This window comes from Ensifer sp. EB106-05-01-XG146 (genome assembly GCF_058791875.1).
Genome location: NZ_JBYTDX010000001.1, coordinates 1,629,829 through 1,649,373 on the forward strand (window position 1 = coordinate 1,629,829; position 19,545 = coordinate 1,649,373).

Consider the following 19,545-nt stretch of genomic DNA (forward strand, 5'->3'; position numbering starts at 1 on the left):
AGGATTTCGCATGCCGCTATCGCTTCGCCCGGTTCCGTCCCGCCTGATTGCATCCCTTCTTTTCGTCACGACCACCTCCGTCATCGCCGCGCCGGCGGCGGCTCAAGATGGTGTCTTTGACGAAATGCGCTTCGGCGTGACGACATCGATCGCCAGCGGCGGCAAGCAGGAAGACGGCGTGTTTCCGTCGTTCACGCTCTACTTCGATCCGTTCAATGCGGACGGCGCCGCGGATCTCGGCGAAAAGCTGCTGCGTCCACGCGTCTATACCGGTGCTGCCGTGGCCACGTCGTCGAACGGCGTCAACCAGGCCTATGCCGGCCTGAGCTGGACCTTCGACATGACGCAACGCCTCTTCGTGGAGTTCGGCGCGGGCGGCACGGTTCACGACGGCGATCTCGACGATCCCAACGGTTCCGGTCCGCAACTCGGCTGCCGCGTCCTCTTCCGCGAATACGCCGCCGCGGGCGTGCGCCTCGACGAACACTGGAACGTCTCGGCGACCGTTGAACATGCGTCGCATGCCAATCTCTGCGACGGTCCCAACAACGGCCTGACACGCGCAGGCCTCGCCCTCGGCTACAAGTTCTGACGCAGGCCTGCGCAGTCGCGCTCAACAAAGCTTCATACGGGCATCAACCGCTGTTGATCGCCCGTATTTTTCTGTCGCGCCGCGCCGCAGCATAGGTTAAAGAAGCCGCAAAGCGCCCCCTGTTTCTGTTGCGGTTCGCACGCGCCATATTCCTCATTAGTGGATTGCGCGCCGCCCGAAGGATTTGACGGTCGACGATGACGATTTCCAACACCCGCCCCATCACCCCGGACCTCATCGCATCGCACGGGCTGAAGCCTGACGAATACGAGCGCATCCTCGGCCTGATCGGGCGCGAGCCGACCTTCACCGAGCTCGGCATCTTCTCGGCCATGTGGAACGAGCACTGCTCCTACAAGTCTTCCAAGAAGTGGCTGCGCACGCTGCCGACCAAGGGGCCGCGCGTCATTCAGGGCCCGGGCGAAAACGCCGGCGTGGTCGATATCGATGACGGCGACTGCGTCGTCTTCAAGATGGAAAGCCACAACCACCCGTCCTATATCGAGCCCTACCAGGGCGCGGCAACGGGCGTCGGCGGCATCCTGCGCGACGTCTTCACCATGGGCGCCCGTCCCGTCGCAGCGATGAACGCGCTGCGCTTCGGTTCGCCCGACCACCCGAAGACCCGCCACCTCGTTTCCGGCGTCGTTGCCGGTGTCGGCGGCTACGGCAATTCCTTCGGCGTTCCGACCGTCGGCGGAGAAGTCGAGTTTGATTCCCGCTACAACGGCAACATCCTCGTCAACGCCTTTGCCGCCGGCCTCGCCAAGAGCGATGCCATCTTCTACTCCAAGGCCGAAGGCGTCGGCCTTCCCGTCGTTTATCTCGGTGCCAAGACCGGCCGCGACGGCGTCGGTGGCGCGACCATGGCGTCTGCCGAGTTCGACGAGTCGATCGAAGAAAAGCGCCCGACCGTTCAGGTCGGCGACCCCTTCACCGAAAAATGCCTGCTCGAAGCCTGCCTCGAGCTGATGACGACCGGCGCCGTCATCGCCATCCAGGACATGGGTGCAGCCGGCCTCACCTGCTCGGCCGTCGAAATGGGCGCCAAGGGCGACCTCGGTATCGAGCTCGACCTCGACACCGTTCCGGTGCGCGAAGAGCGCATGACCGCCTATGAAATGATGCTGTCGGAAAGCCAGGAGCGCATGCTCATGGTGCTCGAGCCCGCCAAGGAAGAGGTCGCCAAAGCGATCTTCGTCAAGTGGGGCCTCGATTTCGCAATCGTCGGCAAGACGACCGACGACCTGCGCTTCCGTATCCTGCACCAGGGCGAAGAGGTCGCGAACCTGCCGATCAAGGAACTGGGCGACGAAGCTCCGGAATATGATCGTCCCTGGACCCCGGCCAAGACCGCGGCACCGCTCGCAACCAACGACATTCCGGCAGCCGACGTCGCCGACTCGCTCGTCAAGCTCGTCGGTTCGGCCAACAATTCGTCGCGCCGCTGGGTCTACGAGCAGTACGACACGCTGATCCAGGGCAACTCGCTGCAGCTGCCGGGCGGCGACGCCGGTGTCGTGCGCGTCGAAGGTCATGCCTCCAAGGCGCTTGCCTTCTCCTCCGACGTGACGCCGCGCTACGTCGAAGCCGATCCTTACGAAGGCGGCAAGCAGGCGGTCGCCGAATGCTGGCGCAACCTGACGGCAACCGGATCGCTGCCGCTGGCAGCCACCGACAACCTCAACTTCGGCAACCCGGAACGCCCTGAGATCATGAGCCAGCTGGTTCATGCCATCAAGGGCATCGGAGAAGCCTGCACTGCACTCGACTTCCCGATCGTGTCGGGCAACGTCTCGCTCTACAACGAGACCAACGGCCAGGCGATCCTGCCGACCCCGACCATCGGCGGTGTCGGCCTGATCAAGGACTGGTCAAAGATGGCGCGCATCCGCTTTGCCGCTGAAGGCGAAACGATCCTCGTCGCCGGCGCGCCGGCCGGTCTCGGCTCGCACATCGCCCAGTCGGTCTATATGCGCGACGTTCACGGCCGCACCGATGGCCCGGCGCCCCATGTCGATCTGGCGCATGAGCGCAAGGTTGGCGACTTCGTCCGCGGCCTGATCGTCGATGGTCTTGTAACCGCCGTGCACGATTGCTCGTCGGGCGGCCTGGCACTTGCCGTTGCCGAAATGGCGATGGCTTCGGGCATCGGCGCCTCGGTCGACGCTGTTGCCGGCCATGATCCGATCGCTACCTTCTACGGCGAAGACCAGGGTCGCTACGTCGTGACGGTTGCCGCCGGCGCGCTCGACGCGGTTGCCGCTCGTGCCAAGGCTGCCGGCGTCTCGCTCCCCGTCATCGGCAAGACCGGCGGCGACGCCGTCAAGCTTGGCGACGCCAAGGCCGTCTCGGTTGCGGATCTCCGCGCCGCCCATGAAGGCTGGTTCCCGGATTTCATGCAGGGCGACCTCGCGCCTGAAAACTGAGAGATCGATGACGGGAGCCGCACTTTCTGCGGCTCCCGTCACCCCTATTGCGTGCCTGCTTGCAGGCGCTGCCGACGGCGATCATTTGATCGTGTCGGCGCTGGCAACTACCCTCCCTCACCCAATTCAGCAATTGCGTTCCGCCCCTGAATCGTGGTTCCCTTGTTTCATGGACAACGTCGGCAGGCTGCTGACGTTGCAGAATAAAAAGGGAGTTGGCGTATCATGCCCATGACACCAGGCGACATCGAAGACATGATCAAGGCGGGGATTCCCGGAGCCAAGGTCACGATCCGCGATCTGGCCGGTGACGGCGACCACTATGCCGCCGAAGTCGTGGCCGAGGCGTTTCGTGGCAAGAGCCGCGTGCAGCAGCACCAGATGGTCTACAACGCACTGAAGGGCAATATGGGCGGCGTGCTACATGCCCTGGCACTTCAGACGAGCGCGCCGGAGTAAGCTGGCGTGGCTGACCTGATCAAGGAACTCGTCAGCGGCGTCGTTGACAGCGCGCTCAAGGAAATTCTGAGGAAGACCGGCGTCAAGCGCACGACCACCAAGCGGACGAAGCGCCGGACGCGGCCGGCGGCCTCTGGCGGCGGCATCCTCGCGGATATCCTTGAAGCCGCCATCCGCAAGCCGGCGAAGAAACAGGTCAGCCGGCGGAAAACCTCGGCGGCGCGCAGCAAGACGCGGCGCCGCACGGCTTGAGTGGTATTAAAACCACATCTTGAGGCCCATCAATATTTGTTGCGATTGGGTGGTGAAAATCACCAATATGCATGCTATCTAAGACCCAATCGATATCCGGCCCTTGAAGCCGGCGCAGGAAGGAAGACAGGATGAGCGGAATTCACGAATTCATCGACAACGAAGTCAAGACGAACGATGTGGTGCTCTTCATGAAGGGTACGCCGCAGTTCCCGCAGTGTGGCTTCTCCGGTCAGGTGGTCCAGATTCTCGACTACATCGGCGTCGACTACAAGGGCATCAACGTGCTCGCCGACGCGGACCTGCGCCAGGGCATCAAGGACTATTCCAACTGGCCGACGATCCCGCAGCTCTACGTCAAGGGCGAATTCGTCGGCGGTTGCGACATCGTGCGTGAGATGTTCCAGGCCGGCGAACTTCAGTCCCACCTTTCGGAGCAGGGTATCGCCGTGAAGGGCGCTGTCGCCTAACTCAAGGACGCCTTGTCCCGATCCATCGGAGAAGGCGGGCAACCGCCTTTTTTGATTCGGACGTCTCGTCCGGATCTCGATTTTCGTTGTCTTCCCAAAGGCTTTGCGCGCTTGGTTCGCGCAATGACCGTTTGAATGTTTGTGAAAGCAGGCTTCCTTCCTGAAACGTTTCCGGCGTTCTGCAGCGAGGCCTGGGGCCGCATTTTCGGCCTGTCATGAAGCAGTCGCGATCGTTCGGCATAAGCAGCAGCGGTTCCCGCTCCGGCCTCCCGGCACGGAAATGACCCCGTCGCTGCCGATCGATGCTCCCGCCGCTTCCTGCAGGCCCGGTCCATGTGGTGCGGCTTCCCGGTCGCTCCCGCCTGACATCCCTGTGCCGACCGGCATTTAGCCAGCCGACATCCTTCTTTTTCCGGAGCGGTCCGGACCCAGACCTGTTTCGCTTGGCGCCCACCGCGCCGCTAGGACTTTTGAAATGACAAGCACGACCAACGACGATGCCCTGCCCGGCCTCACGAAATTCCAGTTCATCGCGCTGATGGCCACACTGATGGCGACGAACGCGATTTCGATCGACATCATGCTGCCGGGCCTCCAGGAAATCGGGGCCAGCCTGGGCGTGGCGTCGGAAAACGAGCGGCAATACATCATCACCGCCTACCTGCTCGGCATGGGCGTGGCGCAACTGTTCTTCGGCCCACTGTCGGACCGGTTCGGGCGCAAGCCGCCGCTTCTGGCGGGCCTTGCCCTTTATGCCGTCTGTGCGGTGGCAATTGCCATGGTGCCGACCTTCGGCCTCATGCTCGCCCTTCGCTTCATGCAGGGCGCGGGTGCGGCTGCCACGCGCGTCATCACCATCTCGATCGTCCGCGACGTCTATGGCGGCCGGCAGATGGCCGAGGTGATGTCGCTGGTCATGATGGTGTTCATGATCGTGCCTGTGATCGCCCCGTCGATCGGCCAGCTCATCATCAGCTTTGCCGAATGGCATATGATCTTTATCATCGTCGCGCTTTATGCGGTTATGAACATCGCGATCGTGCTGTCGAAGCTCGGCGAAACGCTTGATCCGGCCCACCGCCGCGCCTTCACGCCGTCGGTAATCCTCAGCGGTTTCCGCATCGTGCTGACCAACCGGTTGTCGCTGCTTTATACGCTCGCGACCTCGGTTATCCTTGGCGCGCTCTTCGGCTTCATCAACTCGGCGCAGCAGGTGCTGGTCGGCGTCTACGATCTGGGCGTGTGGTTTCCGCTTGTCTTTGCGGCTTTCGCGAGTATGATGGCGGTCGCTTCCTTTACCAACTCCCGCCTCGTCCGCCGCTTCGGCATGCGGCCGTTGTCCCATGCGGCCCTCTGCGGCTTTACGCTCGCAAGCTTCATCTGGATGTCGGCCTCGCTCTATGCGCCGCTGCCCTTCCCGGCCTTCGTGGTCCTCTATTGCGCCACGATGTTCCAGTTCGGGCTGATCGCGCCAAACTTCAACGCCATGGCCATGGAGCCGCTCGGCCATGTCGCCGGCACGGCGTCCTCGGTTCTCGGCTTCATGCAGACGATCGGCGGGAGCGTGATCGGAGCCTTCATCGGCCAGTCCTTCGACGGAACGGCCACCCCGCTTGCCACCGGCTACTTCACCGTCGCGGCCATCGGCCTCGTCTTCGTGCTCATCGCCGAACGCGGCAAGCTGTTCAAACCGCACCATCAGCCGGCCGGCTGATCTCTAAAGCGCCAACTGTCGCTGTCGCGTTCTAAACCGCCGGCCAGCCTTTTCCAAAGATTGAATTTACGGGTTTTCCCAATGTCCACCATCACCAATCAATCCGAACATGTCGACGGGGTCTCGGGGGCCGAGCGCCTCAACATGGGCATCGTCGAATTCATCATCACCATCGCCGTCATGACGGCGAGCGTCGCCATCGCCATCGACAGCATGCTGCCGGCTCTGCCGGCAATCGGCCAGTCGCTGAACGTCGCCAACACCAACGACAGCCAGCTGGTGATCGGCGTCTTCTTCCTCGGCTTCGGCATCTCGCAGATCTTCTTCGGCAGCCTGTCTGATGCCTTCGGCCGCCGCAAGGTGCTGCTCGGCGGCCTCGCCTTCTTCACCGTGTCGATGTTTGCCGCCGCCCTCACCCAGAGCTTCGAGACGCTGCTGATCCTGCGCTTCATCCAGGGCATCGGTGCTGCGGCCATCCGCATCACCACCATGGCGATCGTGCGCGACTGCTTCGGCGGCCGCGAAATGGCGCGCGTCATGTCCTATGTGATGATCGTCTTCATGATCGTGCCGATCGTCGCCCCCTCGATCGGCCAGCTCGTCATCCTCTATGCCAACTGGCACTGGATCTTCATCCTGATCGGCGTCATCGGCGCGATCCTCTTCGTCTGGGCCTTCTCCCGCATGAAGGAGTCCCTGCCGCGCGAAGAGCGCATGCCGCTCTCCGTCGGTGCCGTCGCGTCGGGTTTCAAGACCGTTCTCACCAACCGCATCACTTGCGGCTACATGATCGGCATGACGATGTTTACCGCCGTCATCTGCGCCTACATCGTCACGGTCCAGCAGATCTTCGGCGAGGTCTACGGCCTCGGTGACTGGCTGCCGATCGCCTTTGCAGGTACGGCCGGCGGGATTGCTGTCGCCAACTTCGCCAACGGCTTCTTCGTCCGCAGTTTCGGCATGCGCCGTATCTCGCACGTCTCGATGATCCTGTTTACGCTGATCTCGGTCGCGGGCTTCGTGATGTCGCTCTCCGGCACGCCGGCCTTCGTCGTCAGCTATCTGATGTTCTCGGTGCTCCTGATGTTCTTCGCCGTCATCGCGACGAACTTCACCGCGATCAGCCTGGAGCCGATGGGCCACCTTGCCGGCACCGCTACGGCGATCACCGGCTTCGTCTCGACGACCGGTGGCGCGCTCATCGGCGGCGCAGTCGGCCAGCTCTTCAACGGCACGCTGCAGCCGCTGTTCGGTGGCTTCGCCCTCTTCGGGGCCCTGACGATCCTGGCAACGCTCTGGGCCGAGAAGGGCAAGCTCTTCACCCATCCCGGCGACAAGGACGTCAGCATGGATCACGGTGGCGGCCATATGTAACCGGCCGCCGTAAGGCAAACAAAAAGCCCGCCCGGAGCAATCCGGGCGGGCTTTGTATTTTGGGCTGCTTCGAACGGCTCAGACCGTGAAGACCTCGCGGCGCAGCGTCTCCCAGCTCTCCTTGTCGGTGGCAAGCAGCAGGCCGCCATTGAGATGCGACGGCAGATAGGGCGAGCCGTCGAAGCGGGCGGCATAGGCGCCGGCTTCCTGCGAAATCAGCGTGCCGGCCAGGTGATCCCACGGCATCAGCTTCTGGTACATCAGGAAGTGGATGTGACCGCCGGCAAGCATGCGATATTCATGCGCGGCGCAGCGGTAGCTGGTGGCGATGCGAACCTTGGCCATGTTGGCCATGACTTCGCGGCGTGCTTCCTGCTTGTAAAAACCGGTCGAGGCACCGCCGACCATGGCCTCGAGCGGCACGCCTGCGGTGACCGACAGGCGCTCCTGCGATCCATTGGCGCGGCACATCCAGGCGCCGGAGCCCTTCTCGGCGATCACCCAGTCGTTGCCGAGCGGATCGTAGATGATGCCGGCAACCGTCTCGCCCTTGGCGACGACGCTTGCCATAACGCCGAAGAGCGGCACGCCGGCGGCGAAATTGAAGGTGCCGTCGATCGGGTCGACGACGACGGCGAGATCGGCATCGGCGAGCTTGTCGAGCAGCGCCGGGTCGGCCGCAACCGATTCTTCGCCGACGAAAAGTGCGCCCGGCGCGACGTCTTCGATGCGTGCCTTGATCAGCCGTTCGGCCGCCTCGTCGCCCTCGGTCACGAGGTCGATCGCTTCCGATTTCACCCTGACGTCGCCGGCTTCAAGATTGCGGAACCGCGGCAGGATCTCTTTGACCGCCGCTTCCTGCAGCAGATTGGCAAGGCCGGCAATGTCGACGGAATGGCTCATTCTTTGGGCTCCGGTGTGAGGGACTGGAAATCGAACAGCTTGGGATCGAGCAGGTGCGACGGGTTCACGTGGCCAAGCGCCCGCAGCATCGTGTCCTTGCGGCCCGGCATGCGTCGCTCAATATCGGCCAGCATCGCCTTCATCGCATTGCGCTCGAGGCCGTCCTGCGAGCCGCAGAGGTCGCACGGGATGATCGGAAACTCCATTGCCGCCGCGAACTTGGCGAGATCGTCCTCGGCCGCATAGGCGAGTGGCCGAAGCAGCATCAGGTCGCCCTCGTCGTTCAAGAGCTTTGCCGGCATCGAAGCCAGCCGGCCGCCGTGGAAGAAGTTCATGAAGAAGGTTTCGAGAATGTCCTCGCGGTGGTGGCCGAGCACCAGCGCGTCGCAGCCCTCTTCACGGGCGATGCGATAGAGGTTGCCGCGGCGCAGCCGCGAACAGAGCGAACAGTAGGTCGCCCCCGTCGGCACCTTCTCTTTCACGATCGAGTAGGTGTCGCGATACTCGATGCGATGCTTGACGCCGATCGATGCCAGGTATTCCGGCAGGATGTGCTTGGGGAAGTTCGGTTGGCCCTGGTCGAGGTTGCAGGCAATGAGCTCCACCGGCAGCAGCCCGCGCCATTGCAGGTCCATGAGCAGCGCCAGCAGGCTGTAGCTGTCCTTGCCGCCGGAAAGGCCGATCAGCCAGCGCTTGGCGCCCTTCAGCATGCCGAAGTCGTCGAGCGCCTGGCGGGTCTGGCGAAGAAGGCGCTTGCGCAGCTTGTTAAACGAGACGGAGGACGGCATGCGGCTGAACAGCGGATGCGCGCCGGCGTCGATTTCGGTCTCAAAAATGGTTTCGGCCTGGTCTTGCGACGCGTTGAGCGAAAGGTCCATGGCGGGGATCCTGTGCGGCAGGCAGGCGCAACCGGCGCCCGGCTAATCTTGGGCCAGCACTTGCCCGCTCCAGCCGTCAAGATCAAGGGAAATCGGCCGCACAGTGCAGATCGCCCTTGTCGGAGGAGTTCAGGGACCGAAGACCGACCAGCCAGTGCGCGCCGCGAGCATTTCGAGCGCCAGCGATCCGAGCAGCGAATTGCCGTTTTCGTTGAGGCCAGGCGACCAGACGGCAACCGACGCCTTGCCAGGCGCCACCGCCAGAATGCCGCCGCCGACGCCGCTCTTTCCCGGCAGGCCGACGCGATAGGCAAAATCGCCTGAGCCGTCATAGTGGCCGCAGGTCAGCATCAGTGCGTTGATGCGCCGCGCCCGCTGGCGCGAGACGACGTTATGGCCGGTCAGCGGATTGCTGCCGCCGGCGGCCAGAAACAGCCCGGCTTTCGCAAGCTGGCTGCAGGTCATGGAAAGCGCGCAGTGATGGAAATAGACGCCGAGCACGTGGTCGACGGGGTGGTCGAGCTTGCCGAAGGAGCGCATGAAATTGGCAAGCGCGAAGTTCCGGTAACCGGTGGCCGTCTCCGAACGCGCGACCTCATGGTCGATGACGATCTGGTCGTCGTCGGCGAGATAGCGGACGAACTGCACGATCTCGCCGATCAGTTCCCGCGGCGTATGGCCGGCAAGGATCAGGTCGCTGATGGTGATGGCGCCGGCATTGATGAAGGGGTTGCGCGGCTTTCCGCCCTCTTGCTCGAGCTGGACGATCGAGTTGAAGGCGGAGCCTGAGGGCTCGCGGCCGACACGGTGCCAGATGTTCTCGCCGTGTTTGCCGAGCGCCAGCGTCAGCGTGAAGACCTTGGAGACGCTCTGGATCGAGAACGGCACCTCGGCATCGCCGACGCGATAGATCTGGCCGCCTGTGGTCACGATCGCCATGCCGAAATGCTTGGCGTCCACGCGCGCGAGCTGTGGAATGTAGTCGGCGACCTTGCCCTGGCCGAACCGCGGGCTCAGCTCCCGATGAATGTCGTCGATGATCGCCTGCAGATCCTGCGGCTTCTGCTCTTCGGGCATCGGGCTTCCCTCTTGGTCATCGCCTTCGGATCGAGGCGACGATAAGGCGCTTATTCGCTGGGATCCGCGGTAGCGCGGATGCTGCTCGGCACTGACAAAAAAGCCGCCCGTTTCCGGGCGGCTTTCGAAACGTCACAAGGCGAGAGCCTCGGATTAACGCGAATAGAATTCGACGACCAGGTGCGGTTCCATGACGACGGCGTAAGGCACGTCGGAGAGAACCGGTACGCGGACGAAGGTCGCGACCATCTTGTTGTGATCGGCTTCGATGTAGTCCGGAACGTCGCGTTCAGCGAGCGAAACCGATTCGAGAACGGTTACGAGCTGCTTGGACTTTTCCTTGACTTCGATGACGTCGCCCGGCTTGCAACGGTAGGAACCGATGTTGACGCGGACGCCGTTGACCTTGACGTGGCCGTGGTTGACGAACTGACGGGCAGCAAAGACCGTCGGAACGAACTTGGCGCGGTAGACGATCGCGTCGAGGCGCGATTCGAGCAGGCCGATCAGGTTTTCCGGGGTGTCACCCTTGCGGCGGTCAGCTTCGGCGAAGATCGCGCGGAACTGCTTCTCGCGGATGTCGCCGTAGTAGCCCTTGAGCTTCTGCTTGGCGCGCAGCTGTACACCGAAGTCCGAGAGCTTGGACTTGCGGCGCTGGCCGTGCTGGCCCGGGCCGTATTCGCGGCGGTTTACCGGGGACTTCGGACGGCCCCAGATGTTTTCGCCCATACGGCGGTCAATTTTGTACTTGGACGATTCGCGCTTGCTCATCGCATTTCCTTTCAAACAGTTACACCGGCCTGTTTCCAAACCGGATCAAGGAAACACGCCCTCCTCTGAACCCATTTTCGGGGCTCTGACAGGTTTCTCACGATCACGCAGACGGAGAAGCCACGGGACATGTCAAATGAAACACCGGACATTTCTGCCCGGCGTTGGGGCGGCTTTAGTGGGTCCGGCTGCTGTTGTCAAACGAAATCGTGACAAACAGCCGTTGATCAGGCCGGATCACTCGGTGGCGCTTGCTCCAACGAAATCAGCAGTTTCCTGAGGAGCGCCGCCAGCGCCGTGCGGTCTTGCTTGCTCAGCACCTCGAGGTAGCGCGACTCGCTCGCCATGTCGGCGCGAAAGGCGGTTTCCGCAAGGGCTATTCCCTTTTCCGTCAGCCCGACGACGCTGCTGCGGCCGTCGGACGCCGAGCGTTCCCGCTGGATCAATCCTGCCTTCTGCAGCCGATCGAGGCGGTGCGTCAGTCCACCGGACGAAATCATCAGCAGCGTATAGAGATCCGTCGGCGTCAGCCGGTAAGGCGGGCCGGATCGCCGCAGCGTCGAGATCACGTCGAACTCGCCGCGGTCGATGCCGAAAGAGGCGAAGGTCTCCTCGATCGAGGGGCGCACCAGATTGGAAAGCCGGTAGGCGCGCCCGAGGATGGCCATAGGCTCGGTATTCAGGTCGGGCAGTTCGGCCGCCCACTGCGCTTGCAGACGGTCCACATGGTCCCTTCCCTCATTCTCATTCTGCATCGTTCACCTCGGCATCGGTCAATATATCTTGACGAGAAGATAGTTTCGAGTAATATCTTCTCGTGAAGATAAAACATTCCCATTGGGAAGCCAACCCGGACGACGATGGAGGCCAGCATGTTTCATGTCATTCCCCTTACAGAACAGAAGCAGAGCCCAAACCGCACGATCCTGTTTGAAGGTGGGCAATTCGGCACGCCGATCTCGCTGTTCCTGATGGATGCCGAGCCTGGCCAGGGGCCTGCCCTTCACGTTCATCCCTATCCGGAAACATGGATCGTGCACTCGGGCGAAGCGGAGTTCACCGTCGGAGAGCAGAAGATCATGGGTAAGGCCGGCGATATCATCGTCGTCGATCCGGAGACGCCGCACCGCTTCGTCAATACCGGCACCGGCCGCCTGCAGATGACCTGCATCCACGCGTCCGATCACGTCATCCAGGAATGGGTCTGACGCCACGATACCGTAACGCGCCAGCGCCGTCTGAGCGTGGTCGGAATAGCTGATGCCTTTACGCGAAAGGTCGAGGTTCACTCCGCCGCAGCGGCAGCCGCAGCCGTCACATCCGGCCCGTTGGCGTCGCCTGGAGCGGTCTCGCTGCCAAGGTCCGGGAACGCGACGATGCGCTTTCCGGCAAAATCCGCATGGATGACGATCAACCCATGCTCCTCGAAGTAGCCGAGCAGACGGCGGGCCCGCCTTGCGGAGTGCGTGCCATAGGCGCGCGCGATCATCGCGTCGGAAGGGCACGGCAGGCCGCGGACGGCCGCCTGCGCCATCATCAGGAACACGGCTTGCAAGTCCTCGGTAACGCGATCGGCAAGCTGCAAGGCCTGCGCCCAGGTTTCCGTTGCCGCCGTCTCCGCGTCGATGCCGGAGCGCGCGACGGCCATCTTGCGGCGGAAGGCGCTCAGCGACAGGGCTGCACCGGATGGCAGCCGGCGAATACGGCATCGCACCAGAAAATCCTGGAACAGTTCTGCATCGGGGCGGAAGGCTGCTTCCGGATTGCTGAGGATTTCGACAAAGACGCTGTCGAGCAGGCTCTCTTTTTCCTCGGCGGAAAGTTCCGGCTGTGCCTGCCTTGCCTCGACCGGCGCGGCAGGCTCGGGCCGCGGGCGGGAGAGCTCGGCCAGGATGTCGGTCGTCGGGCGCGGCGGCGCAACCGCGCGGCGCACGATCGGCCGCGTCAGCTCCTCCGGATCCGGCGTGAAGATCAGATCCTCGACGTCCTGCGGCGCCTCCGGCAGCGGCATCAGCTTCGGGCTCGTCGAGCGCGCCGATGTCTCGACCGCGCCGATCGTCACCTTGAGCGGCCGGCGCGACAGCGCCGGGCCAAGCGCGACGAAGGAACCGCGCTTGAGGTCGCGGAACATTTCCGCCGTGCGCCGGTCCATACCGAGCAGATCGGCTGCGCGCAGCATGTCGATGTCGAGGAAGGTGCGGCCCATCAGGAAGTTCGAGGCTTCCGCCGCCACGTTCTTGGCGAGCTTCGCCAGGCGCTGCGTGGCGATCACTCCGGCAAGGCCGCGTTTACGGCCGCGGCACATCAGGTTGGTCATGGCGCCGAGCGAAATCTTGCGCACCTCTTCGGTGACGTCGCCGGCAACCGACGGCGCAAACATCTGCGCCTCGTCGACGACGACCAGCACCGGATACCAGAACTCGCGATCCGCATCGAACATGGCGTTCAGGAACACGCCGGCATTGCGCATCTGCTGCTCGATATCGAGACCTTCAAGCGAGAGCACGCAGGAAACACGATGCTGGCGGATGCGGTTGGCAATGCCGATCAGCTCGGCGTCGGTGCGCTCACCCTCGACAACCACATGGCCGAACTTGTCGGCGAGCGTGACGAAATCGCCCTCGGGATCGATGATGCATTGCTGCACCCAGGGTGCGGATTGTTCCAGCAGCCGGCGCAACAGATGCGACTTGCCCGAACCGGAATTGCCCTGCACCAAGAGACGGGTGGCCAGAAGCTCCTCGATATCGAGCGAGGCCGATGTCCCTTCGGACGTCGCTCCCATGTCGATGCCGACCTTCATTTCCACCTCGTCATGTTAAATCTTACGCAGGTCCGGATGCGATACCGTTGCGCACTGTGCCTGAATACTCTTGATTGATTCGCGATCACGCGGAGACCGCCTATCGGGCGACACCTAGCACGGATTTCCCGGAAATCCTGCCGTCGGCGCACATAACCCACAGGGAATACGCTTAGGAAAGTCTCCTCGGAAAAGAACCGGATGTAGAATCTGGCGGTCACAATAAAAAGTTGAATATCGTACTTTTGCGAGAAGGCACGGACGCCCATATGCGATTTGGTCGAAGCGATTTGCCGGGGCAGAATGCAGCACCACGAAACAGCGCAGCAGATGGAACTGAACAATCTCGATCGCCGTATGCGCGATGCTTACAAGGACACGCAACGGGTCGCCTCGAAAGACGACGCCGAACGCGCCAGCCGCATGCGCTTTCGCGCCGCCTGCGTGCTAGCTGTTCTGATCGGCCTGTTGCTGGCGATCTTCTTTTAAAGTGCCGTGCCGGCCATAGGAACGCATGAACGGGCACTACCCGATCGCTTCGGCATGCCCTGCTCGCTTTTCCCCGATGGCATCAAGTGCCACCGTCAGGCCAAAGCCCTGCATCAGCCGCCGCGTGGCGAAATCCGGTTTGCCGGAGGTGAAGATCGCCGGGTCCTGGCCGTTGAGCGGTTCGAAGCCGTTCGGTTGCGGCACGAGCGAACGCGCCCGTCTGGCAATCGCTTCGGCCGGATCCAGCCAGTCGACCGGCCAGGGTGCCAGCCTGCGGAAGACGTTCGCCATGAAGGGATAGTGGGTGCAGGCAAGCACGACGATATCGGTCTTCCTGCCGTCCATCTCGACGAAACACGGTGCGATCTCGGCTAGTACCGTTTCGTCGTCCAGTTTCTCGCCGCGGATATAGGCCTCCGCCATCTTGGCGAGGTTTTCGGAGCCGACGAGCCGCACATGGCATTGGCTGGCGAAGGACTGGATGAGATCGCGCGTATAGGCCCGCTTGACGGTACCCGGGGTCGCCAGCACCGAAACGAGGCCGGAGCGTGTGCGCTCTGCCGCCGGCTTGATCGCGGGCACCGTGCCCACAAAGGTCATTTGAGGAAAGGCCGCGCGCAGATCGGCGCCCACCAGCGTGAAGGCGGTGTTGCAGGCGATCACGCAAATTTCCGGATCATGCTCGGAAAGCAGCCGGCCGAAGAGCGCGATCACGCGCTCTTTCAGCGCCGCCTCTTCCCAGCCGCCATAGGGAAAGCCGGCATCGTCGGCGACATAGATGAAATGCCGCTCGGGCATCAGCACCCTCGCCTCTCGCAGCACGGTCAAGCCACCAATGCCGCTGTCGAAGACGAGGATGGGTTTCAGTTCACTCGCTGTCACCTTTGTCTCGCGCTTTCCTGCTGTGTTCGCCCGGAGCGCCGGAGCCGCGCGGGTTTTCCCGCGTGAACCGGTCGAGCGAAGAAATGACGCCGCGCAGCACCTGGATTTCGGATTCGGTAAAGGACGGCCTGGTCAGAACCGCGCGCAGGTTCTCGACCAATTTCGGCTTTTTGTCGGCGGAACGGAAGTAGTTGCGCGCCTCAAGCGCTTCCTCGACATGCTCGAACAGACCCTGCAGGTGTTCCTTGGTCGCCGGCCGCTGCGAGATCGCCTGGAACGAGGTCTGGTCCTCAGACTCCATGCCGGTCTTCAGCCATTCATAGGACATCAGAAGCACGGCCTGGGCGAGATTGAGCGAGGCGAAAGCGGGATTGACCGGAAAGGTCACGATCTCGTCGGCCAGAGCCACCTCTTCGTTGGTGAGGCCCGTGCGCTCGCGTCCGAACAGGATGCCGGTTTTCTCTCCGGTCTGGAAGCGCTGGCGGAGTGTGCGCGCCGCGACGATCGGCGAACGCACCGGCTTGTAGCCATCGCGGTCGCGGGCGGTCGTCGCATAGACGAAGTTGAGATCGGCGATCGCCTCTTCGACCGAACCATAGAGCTTGGCAGCGTCGATCACGTGGTCGGCACGGCTTGCGGCTGATCGTGCCTTTTCGCTCGGCCAGCCGTCGCGCGGATTGACGAGCCGAAGCTCCGCCAGGCCGAAATTCGCCATCGCGCGGGCGACCATACCGATGTTTTCGCCGAGCTGCGGATAGGCGAGAATGATCGCCGGTCCTTCCGCCAGAAGTTCGCGCTCGCTGTTCGTTCCTGCCATTTCCTTAGCCTTCGCCTTTCGTTCGGCGTTTCCCTTGCACAAATGCGGGCGAAATTAAAGTCCACTACAAATGAAGCCGGTTGAGAGACACCCCGATCATTTCCAGACCAAGCTCCGCATCGTCCTTCGAAATCGGCAGGTGGCGATCGACCGGCGCACCGATCCGGCCGACCTGGTAGAAATAGGCCGAGGCCTTGTCGCGCACCGTCTGGACGAGCGCGAGATTGGCGTCGATGTCCGCCTTGAAATCGGTTCCTTCCAGCGCCGCATCCGTGCCGACACGCCGCGCGAAAACCCGTGCCCAGTAGGTGCAGGCCATGAAGATCGCCAGCGCCTGGCGCACATGACCGGGACGCGTCACCAACTGCCAGGGAAGCCCGAGCGGCTTTGCGGCGGCGGCCAGGTCACGATAGGCGCGGTCGAGCGCCTGCGAGCGGGTAATGAGCACCAGACCCGATGCCCCGTCCCGCGCCGCCTGCAGCAGGCCCTTGAGTTCGTCGCACCAGGTTGCGACGGCGGCATCGAGCGTCGTGCGGATGCGCGTCGGAAACACGACGAAGGCGACCGCCGCACCGGCGATCGAGCCGATCATGGTTTCCTCCAGGCGCAGTTGCAGCAGATGCGGGCTCAGCACGCCCATCAGGCTATAGACCAGCGACAGAACGACGGAGATGAAGAAGGTCATCGTCGCATAGGAGACGGCGAGGAAATAGAAGGCGAGAAAGACGCAAAGTGCGCTGAGCGGCAGCACCAGGTAGATATTGCCGGCTACCAGCGTGCCGACGATGATGCCGACCACAATGCCAAACAGTGTGCCGGCCGAGCGCTGCAGCGCCTTGACCGCCGTATCGCCACGCGAGCGCGTGTTGGTGAAGACGAGAAACGCAGCAAGCACCGCCCAGAACCAACGCTCCCGCGACAGCATCAACCCGAACACCATGGCGATGCCCGAAGCGAGCGTGATCTGGATCGCCGCCTTCAAGGCGGGATCGTTCAGCGACGGCCTCCAGCGGGCGGCAACGCCGCTCAAGTGCAGTGGCGGCTCTTCCAGATCGGCCGGCGTCAGCTTTGCAAGGCTTCGGGCGAGCCTTTGCCGGACGTTGCGCAGCCACAGCAGCGCCTTCACCGTTTCTTCGCGGCGCGGAGCGGCATCGCCGAGCCGCGCGATCTCCGCGTCGATCCGTCCGCCGTCGCGCGCCACCATCGCCTCCACCAGTGCCGGCGGCGGCATCGATTGGAAGCTGACGACCATCACGCTTTCGGCCGCAAGATGCAGGTCGAAGAGGTTGATGACGAGGTCGGAGGTCGTAAGGCCGGGCTGCGGTTCCGGCCGCCGGTTTTCCGTCGGAATGAAGCTTTCCGCCATCAGCACCGCTTCCTTCAGACGCTCTTCGGCCGCATGCAGCTGACGACGATCGGCCGGTGACAGAACGGGCTTGCGGGCGATCTCCGCCAGTTGCAGCAGCATCTGGTCTACGCGACGCTGCACGCTTGCGGTGGCGCGCAGGAGGTCGCGATAGCGATCATCCGGCAACAGCCGCGTGCGGACGAGATGCGCGACGGTGGCCGAGACGGCCGCTCCGAAGAACAGGGCTGGCAACTGGTCGAGCGTGGGCCTCAGATAGGCGCCGGTGAAATAGGACATGAAGGCGAACATGCCGACGGCAAAACCGCGGGGGCCGAAGGAGCGGCCATAGACCGCGAGAAAGATGATCAGCAGGAAGACGACGTCGGAAACGTAGCGGTGATTCTCGAGAACCGACGCAAGCCCCACCATCGAAACGCCGACGAGGACGGCGATGATGCGGGTGAGCCGCTGGCCGGCAATGGTGCGATCGCGCACCGCCAGTCCCCCTTCGATCGACAGCGACGCCGCAAGCCCGAAGGCGGCCGGCGGCAGCGGTGCGACGAGGTAATGAAACGCCATCAGCAGCAGGATGGAAACGACGATGGTCGCGGTGATGCGCGAGGCCTGCCGCAGGCGGGAGAAGGCCGGATCGTTGGCAAGAAGCCAATCGCGCATACGGGAACGAAGTGCCATCGGAAGCCTTTGCTTGTCCCGCGGCCGCCTGTGGACGCGCGCCGCCTTCGCCGGTTCTTCCTGCATAGCGGCAGATGCGATCTTTGCAAGGCCGGCGCGACGAAAGCAGGCGTCGAAAAGCGGTGGCGAAGAGCCGTCCGAGGTCCGTCTCCACCTCCATCCAAAGTTTCAGCCAAGCATGCTTTGCCTTGTCGGTTCTGAGTGCTATAGGGCACAGGATTTTTCAGAGAGGAAGGGACATCGCTCCCGCTGTCCCGCATAAGCTACGAGGCATATTCATGGCAAAGATCAAGGTCGCCAATCCGGTCGTCGAACTCGACGGCGATGAGATGACCCGCATCATCTGGCAGTTCATCAAGGACAAGCTGATCCATCCCTACCTCGACGTCGATCTGGAATATTACGACCTCAGCGTCGAAAACCGCGATGCTACTGAAGACCAGGTAACGATCGACGCTGCCAACGCGATCAAGAAGCACGGCGTCGGCGTCAAGTGCGCCACGATCACGCCGGATGAAGCCCGCGTCGAGGAGTTCAAGCTGAAGAAGATGTGGAAGTCGCCGAACGGCACGATCCGCAACATCCTCGGCGGCGTCATCTTCCGCGAGCCGATCATCTGCAAGAACGTTCCGCGCCTGGTTCCGGGCTGGACCAAGCCGATCATCGTCGGCCGTCACGCCTTCGGCGACCAGTACCGCGCCACCGACTTCAAGTTCCCGGGCAAGGGCAAGCTGACGATGAAGTTCGTCGGCGAAGACGGCAAGGAAATCGAATACGACGTCTTCGACGCACCGTCGGCCGGCGTTGCCATGGGTATGTACAACCTGGACGATTCGATCACCGAATTCGCGCGCGCTTCGTTCAACTACGGTATCCAGCGCAAGGTTCCGGTGTACCTGTCGACCAAGAACACCATCCTCAAGGTCTATGACGGTCGCTTCAAGGACATCTTCCAGCAGGTCTTCGACGCCGAATTCGCCGAGAAGTTCAAGGAACTGAAGATCTGGTACGAACACCGCCTGATCGACGACATGGTCGCCTCGGCCCTGAAGTGGTCCGGCGGCTACGTCTGGGCATGCAAGAACTACGACGGCGACGTGCAGTCGGACATCGTCGCCCAGGGCTTCGGCTCGCTCGGCCTGATGACCTCGGTCCTGATGACGCCGGATGGCAAGACGGTTGAAGCCGAAGCCGCGCACGGCACGGTTACCCGCCACTACCGCCAGCACCAGAAGGGCGAAGAAACCTCGACCAACTCGATCGCCTCGATCTTTGCCTGGACCCGTGGTCTCGCTCATCGCGCGAAGCTCGACGGCAATTCCGAACTCGCAAAGTTCTCCGAAACGCTTGAGAAGGTCTGCGTCGACACCGTCGAAGCCGGCTTCATGACCAAGGACCTGGCGCTCCTCATCGGTCCCGATCAGCCGTGGCTCTCGACCACCGGCTTCCTCGACAAGATCGACGAGAACCTGCAGAAGGCCATGGCTGCCTGATAGGCTCCAGTCCCAGAGACAACGAAACCCGGCCTCGCGCCGGGTTTCTTTTTTGGACCAATGAAAATTCCGGAACGCGGATTGGCGCCGGACTGCAGCCG

General features: G+C 62.8%; 20 protein-coding genes. 10 read left to right on the forward strand and 10 right to left on the reverse strand.

Annotated elements, in window-relative coordinates:
* Positions 1–10: 10 nt before the first annotated feature.
* Positions 11–592, forward strand: a complete 582-nt coding sequence (locus tag AC3WVQ_RS08045; RefSeq protein ID WP_034794442.1) for an acyloxyacyl hydrolase — start codon at positions 11–13, stop codon at positions 590–592.
* Between the two features lie 43 nt (positions 593–635).
* Here the strand turns inward: AC3WVQ_RS08045 and AC3WVQ_RS08050 are convergent, their stop codons facing one another.
* Positions 636–803 (reverse strand): hypothetical protein, encoded by a 168-nt coding sequence (locus AC3WVQ_RS08050; RefSeq protein WP_156400741.1) that lies wholly within the window; start codon positions 801–803, stop codon positions 636–638.
* Here AC3WVQ_RS08050 and purL point away from each other — a divergent pair.
* From purL to AC3WVQ_RS08080, 6 genes are all read left to right on the forward strand, one after another.
* Positions 790–3,021 carry a phosphoribosylformylglycinamidine synthase subunit PurL gene (gene purL, locus AC3WVQ_RS08055; protein ID WP_090293854.1) on the forward strand — a complete coding sequence of 744 codons (2,232 nt, stop codon included), beginning with the start codon at positions 790–792 and terminating at the stop codon, positions 3,019–3,021. The two genes, AC3WVQ_RS08050 and purL, sit on opposite strands and share 14 nt — an antisense overlap.
* Positions 3,022–3,246: 225 nt before the next feature.
* Positions 3,247–3,480 carry a BolA family protein gene (locus tag AC3WVQ_RS08060; RefSeq protein WP_034794447.1) on the forward strand — a complete coding sequence of 78 codons (234 nt, stop codon included), beginning with the start codon at positions 3,247–3,249 and terminating at the stop codon, positions 3,478–3,480.
* Between the two features lie 6 nt (positions 3,481–3,486).
* Complete coding sequence (locus tag AC3WVQ_RS08065) at positions 3,487–3,732, forward strand: hypothetical protein (protein ID WP_060520740.1); 246 nt, start codon at positions 3,487–3,489, stop codon at positions 3,730–3,732.
* A 131-nt stretch (positions 3,733–3,863) separates the two neighbouring features.
* The gene (grxD, locus tag AC3WVQ_RS08070; protein WP_034794485.1) at positions 3,864–4,202 is read left to right on the forward strand and encodes a Grx4 family monothiol glutaredoxin; all 339 of its coding nucleotides are present in this window, start codon (positions 3,864–3,866) and stop codon (positions 4,200–4,202) included.
* 475 nt (positions 4,203–4,677) lie between these two features.
* Entirely contained in the window at positions 4,678–5,916 is a 1,239-nt protein-coding gene (locus AC3WVQ_RS08075; protein ID WP_090293856.1) for a multidrug effflux MFS transporter, read from the forward strand.
* Positions 5,917–5,997: 81 nt separating this feature from the next.
* Positions 5,998–7,290 carry a multidrug effflux MFS transporter gene (locus AC3WVQ_RS08080; protein WP_034794494.1) on the forward strand — a complete coding sequence of 431 codons (1,293 nt, stop codon included), beginning with the start codon at positions 5,998–6,000 and terminating at the stop codon, positions 7,288–7,290.
* Positions 7,291–7,368: 78 nt separating this feature from the next.
* On the opposite strand, the gene AC3WVQ_RS08085 is transcribed toward AC3WVQ_RS08080, so the two are convergent.
* The 5 genes from AC3WVQ_RS08085 to AC3WVQ_RS08105 all read right to left on the reverse strand — a co-directional run bounded on the left by AC3WVQ_RS08085 (position 7,369) and on the right by AC3WVQ_RS08105 (position 11,674).
* Positions 7,369–8,193 carry an inositol monophosphatase family protein gene (locus AC3WVQ_RS08085; RefSeq protein WP_034794509.1) on the reverse strand — a complete coding sequence of 275 codons (825 nt, stop codon included), beginning with the start codon at positions 8,191–8,193 and terminating at the stop codon, positions 7,369–7,371.
* A complete protein-coding gene (ttcA, locus tag AC3WVQ_RS08090) occupies positions 8,190–9,071 on the reverse strand; it encodes a tRNA 2-thiocytidine(32) synthetase TtcA (protein WP_034794511.1) in 882 nt (293 codons plus the stop codon). Before ttcA ends, AC3WVQ_RS08085 begins: the two co-directional genes overlap by 4 nt.
* 129 nt (positions 9,072–9,200) lie before the next feature.
* On the reverse strand, positions 9,201–10,148 hold the full coding sequence (locus AC3WVQ_RS08095; protein ID WP_034794526.1) for a glutaminase: 948 nt from the start codon (positions 10,146–10,148) through the stop codon (positions 9,201–9,203).
* A gap of 153 nt (positions 10,149–10,301) precedes the next feature.
* Positions 10,302–10,919, reverse strand: coding sequence for a 30S ribosomal protein S4 (rpsD, locus tag AC3WVQ_RS08100; protein ID WP_034794529.1), 618 nt, complete (start codon positions 10,917–10,919; stop codon positions 10,302–10,304).
* Positions 10,920–11,146: 227 nt separating this feature from the next.
* Positions 11,147–11,674, reverse strand: a complete 528-nt coding sequence (locus AC3WVQ_RS08105) for a MarR family winged helix-turn-helix transcriptional regulator (RefSeq protein WP_034794535.1) — start codon at positions 11,672–11,674, stop codon at positions 11,147–11,149.
* A gap of 117 nt (positions 11,675–11,791) precedes the next feature.
* On the opposite strand from AC3WVQ_RS08105, the gene AC3WVQ_RS08110 reads away from it, so the two are divergent.
* Positions 11,792–12,127: a cupin domain-containing protein gene (locus AC3WVQ_RS08110; protein WP_034794649.1), complete on the forward strand. Its 336-nt coding sequence runs from the start codon at positions 11,792–11,794 to the stop codon at positions 12,125–12,127.
* A 77-nt stretch (positions 12,128–12,204) separates the two neighbouring features.
* Here AC3WVQ_RS08110 and AC3WVQ_RS08115 read toward each other — a convergent pair whose 3' ends face one another.
* Positions 12,205–13,722 (reverse strand): helicase HerA domain-containing protein, encoded by a 1,518-nt coding sequence (locus AC3WVQ_RS08115; protein WP_090293858.1) that lies wholly within the window; start codon positions 13,720–13,722, stop codon positions 12,205–12,207.
* Between the two features lie 276 nt (positions 13,723–13,998).
* Here AC3WVQ_RS08115 and AC3WVQ_RS08120 point away from each other — a divergent pair, with 276 nt between their 5' ends.
* Positions 13,999–14,211, forward strand: a complete 213-nt coding sequence (locus AC3WVQ_RS08120) for a hypothetical protein (protein WP_090293861.1) — start codon at positions 13,999–14,001, stop codon at positions 14,209–14,211.
* 36 nt (positions 14,212–14,247) lie between these two features.
* Here AC3WVQ_RS08120 and murI read toward each other — a convergent pair whose 3' ends face one another.
* The 3 genes from murI to AC3WVQ_RS08135 form a co-directional block, all read right to left on the reverse strand.
* Positions 14,248–15,093 (reverse strand): glutamate racemase, encoded by an 846-nt coding sequence (murI, locus tag AC3WVQ_RS08125; protein ID WP_034794546.1) that lies wholly within the window; start codon positions 15,091–15,093, stop codon positions 14,248–14,250.
* Positions 15,080–15,910 (reverse strand): RNA methyltransferase, encoded by an 831-nt coding sequence (locus tag AC3WVQ_RS08130; RefSeq protein WP_034794549.1) that lies wholly within the window; start codon positions 15,908–15,910, stop codon positions 15,080–15,082. Before AC3WVQ_RS08130 ends, murI begins: the two co-directional genes overlap by 14 nt.
* A gap of 64 nt (positions 15,911–15,974) precedes the next feature.
* Entirely contained in the window at positions 15,975–17,951 is a 1,977-nt protein-coding gene (locus AC3WVQ_RS08135; RefSeq protein WP_492382689.1) for an FUSC family protein, read from the reverse strand.
* 278 nt (positions 17,952–18,229) lie between these two features.
* Between AC3WVQ_RS08135 and AC3WVQ_RS08140 the strand changes: the two genes are divergently transcribed.
* Positions 18,230–19,444: an NADP-dependent isocitrate dehydrogenase gene (locus AC3WVQ_RS08140; RefSeq protein ID WP_090293862.1), complete on the forward strand. Its 1,215-nt coding sequence runs from the start codon at positions 18,230–18,232 to the stop codon at positions 19,442–19,444.
* Positions 19,445–19,545: the final 101 nt, after the last annotated feature.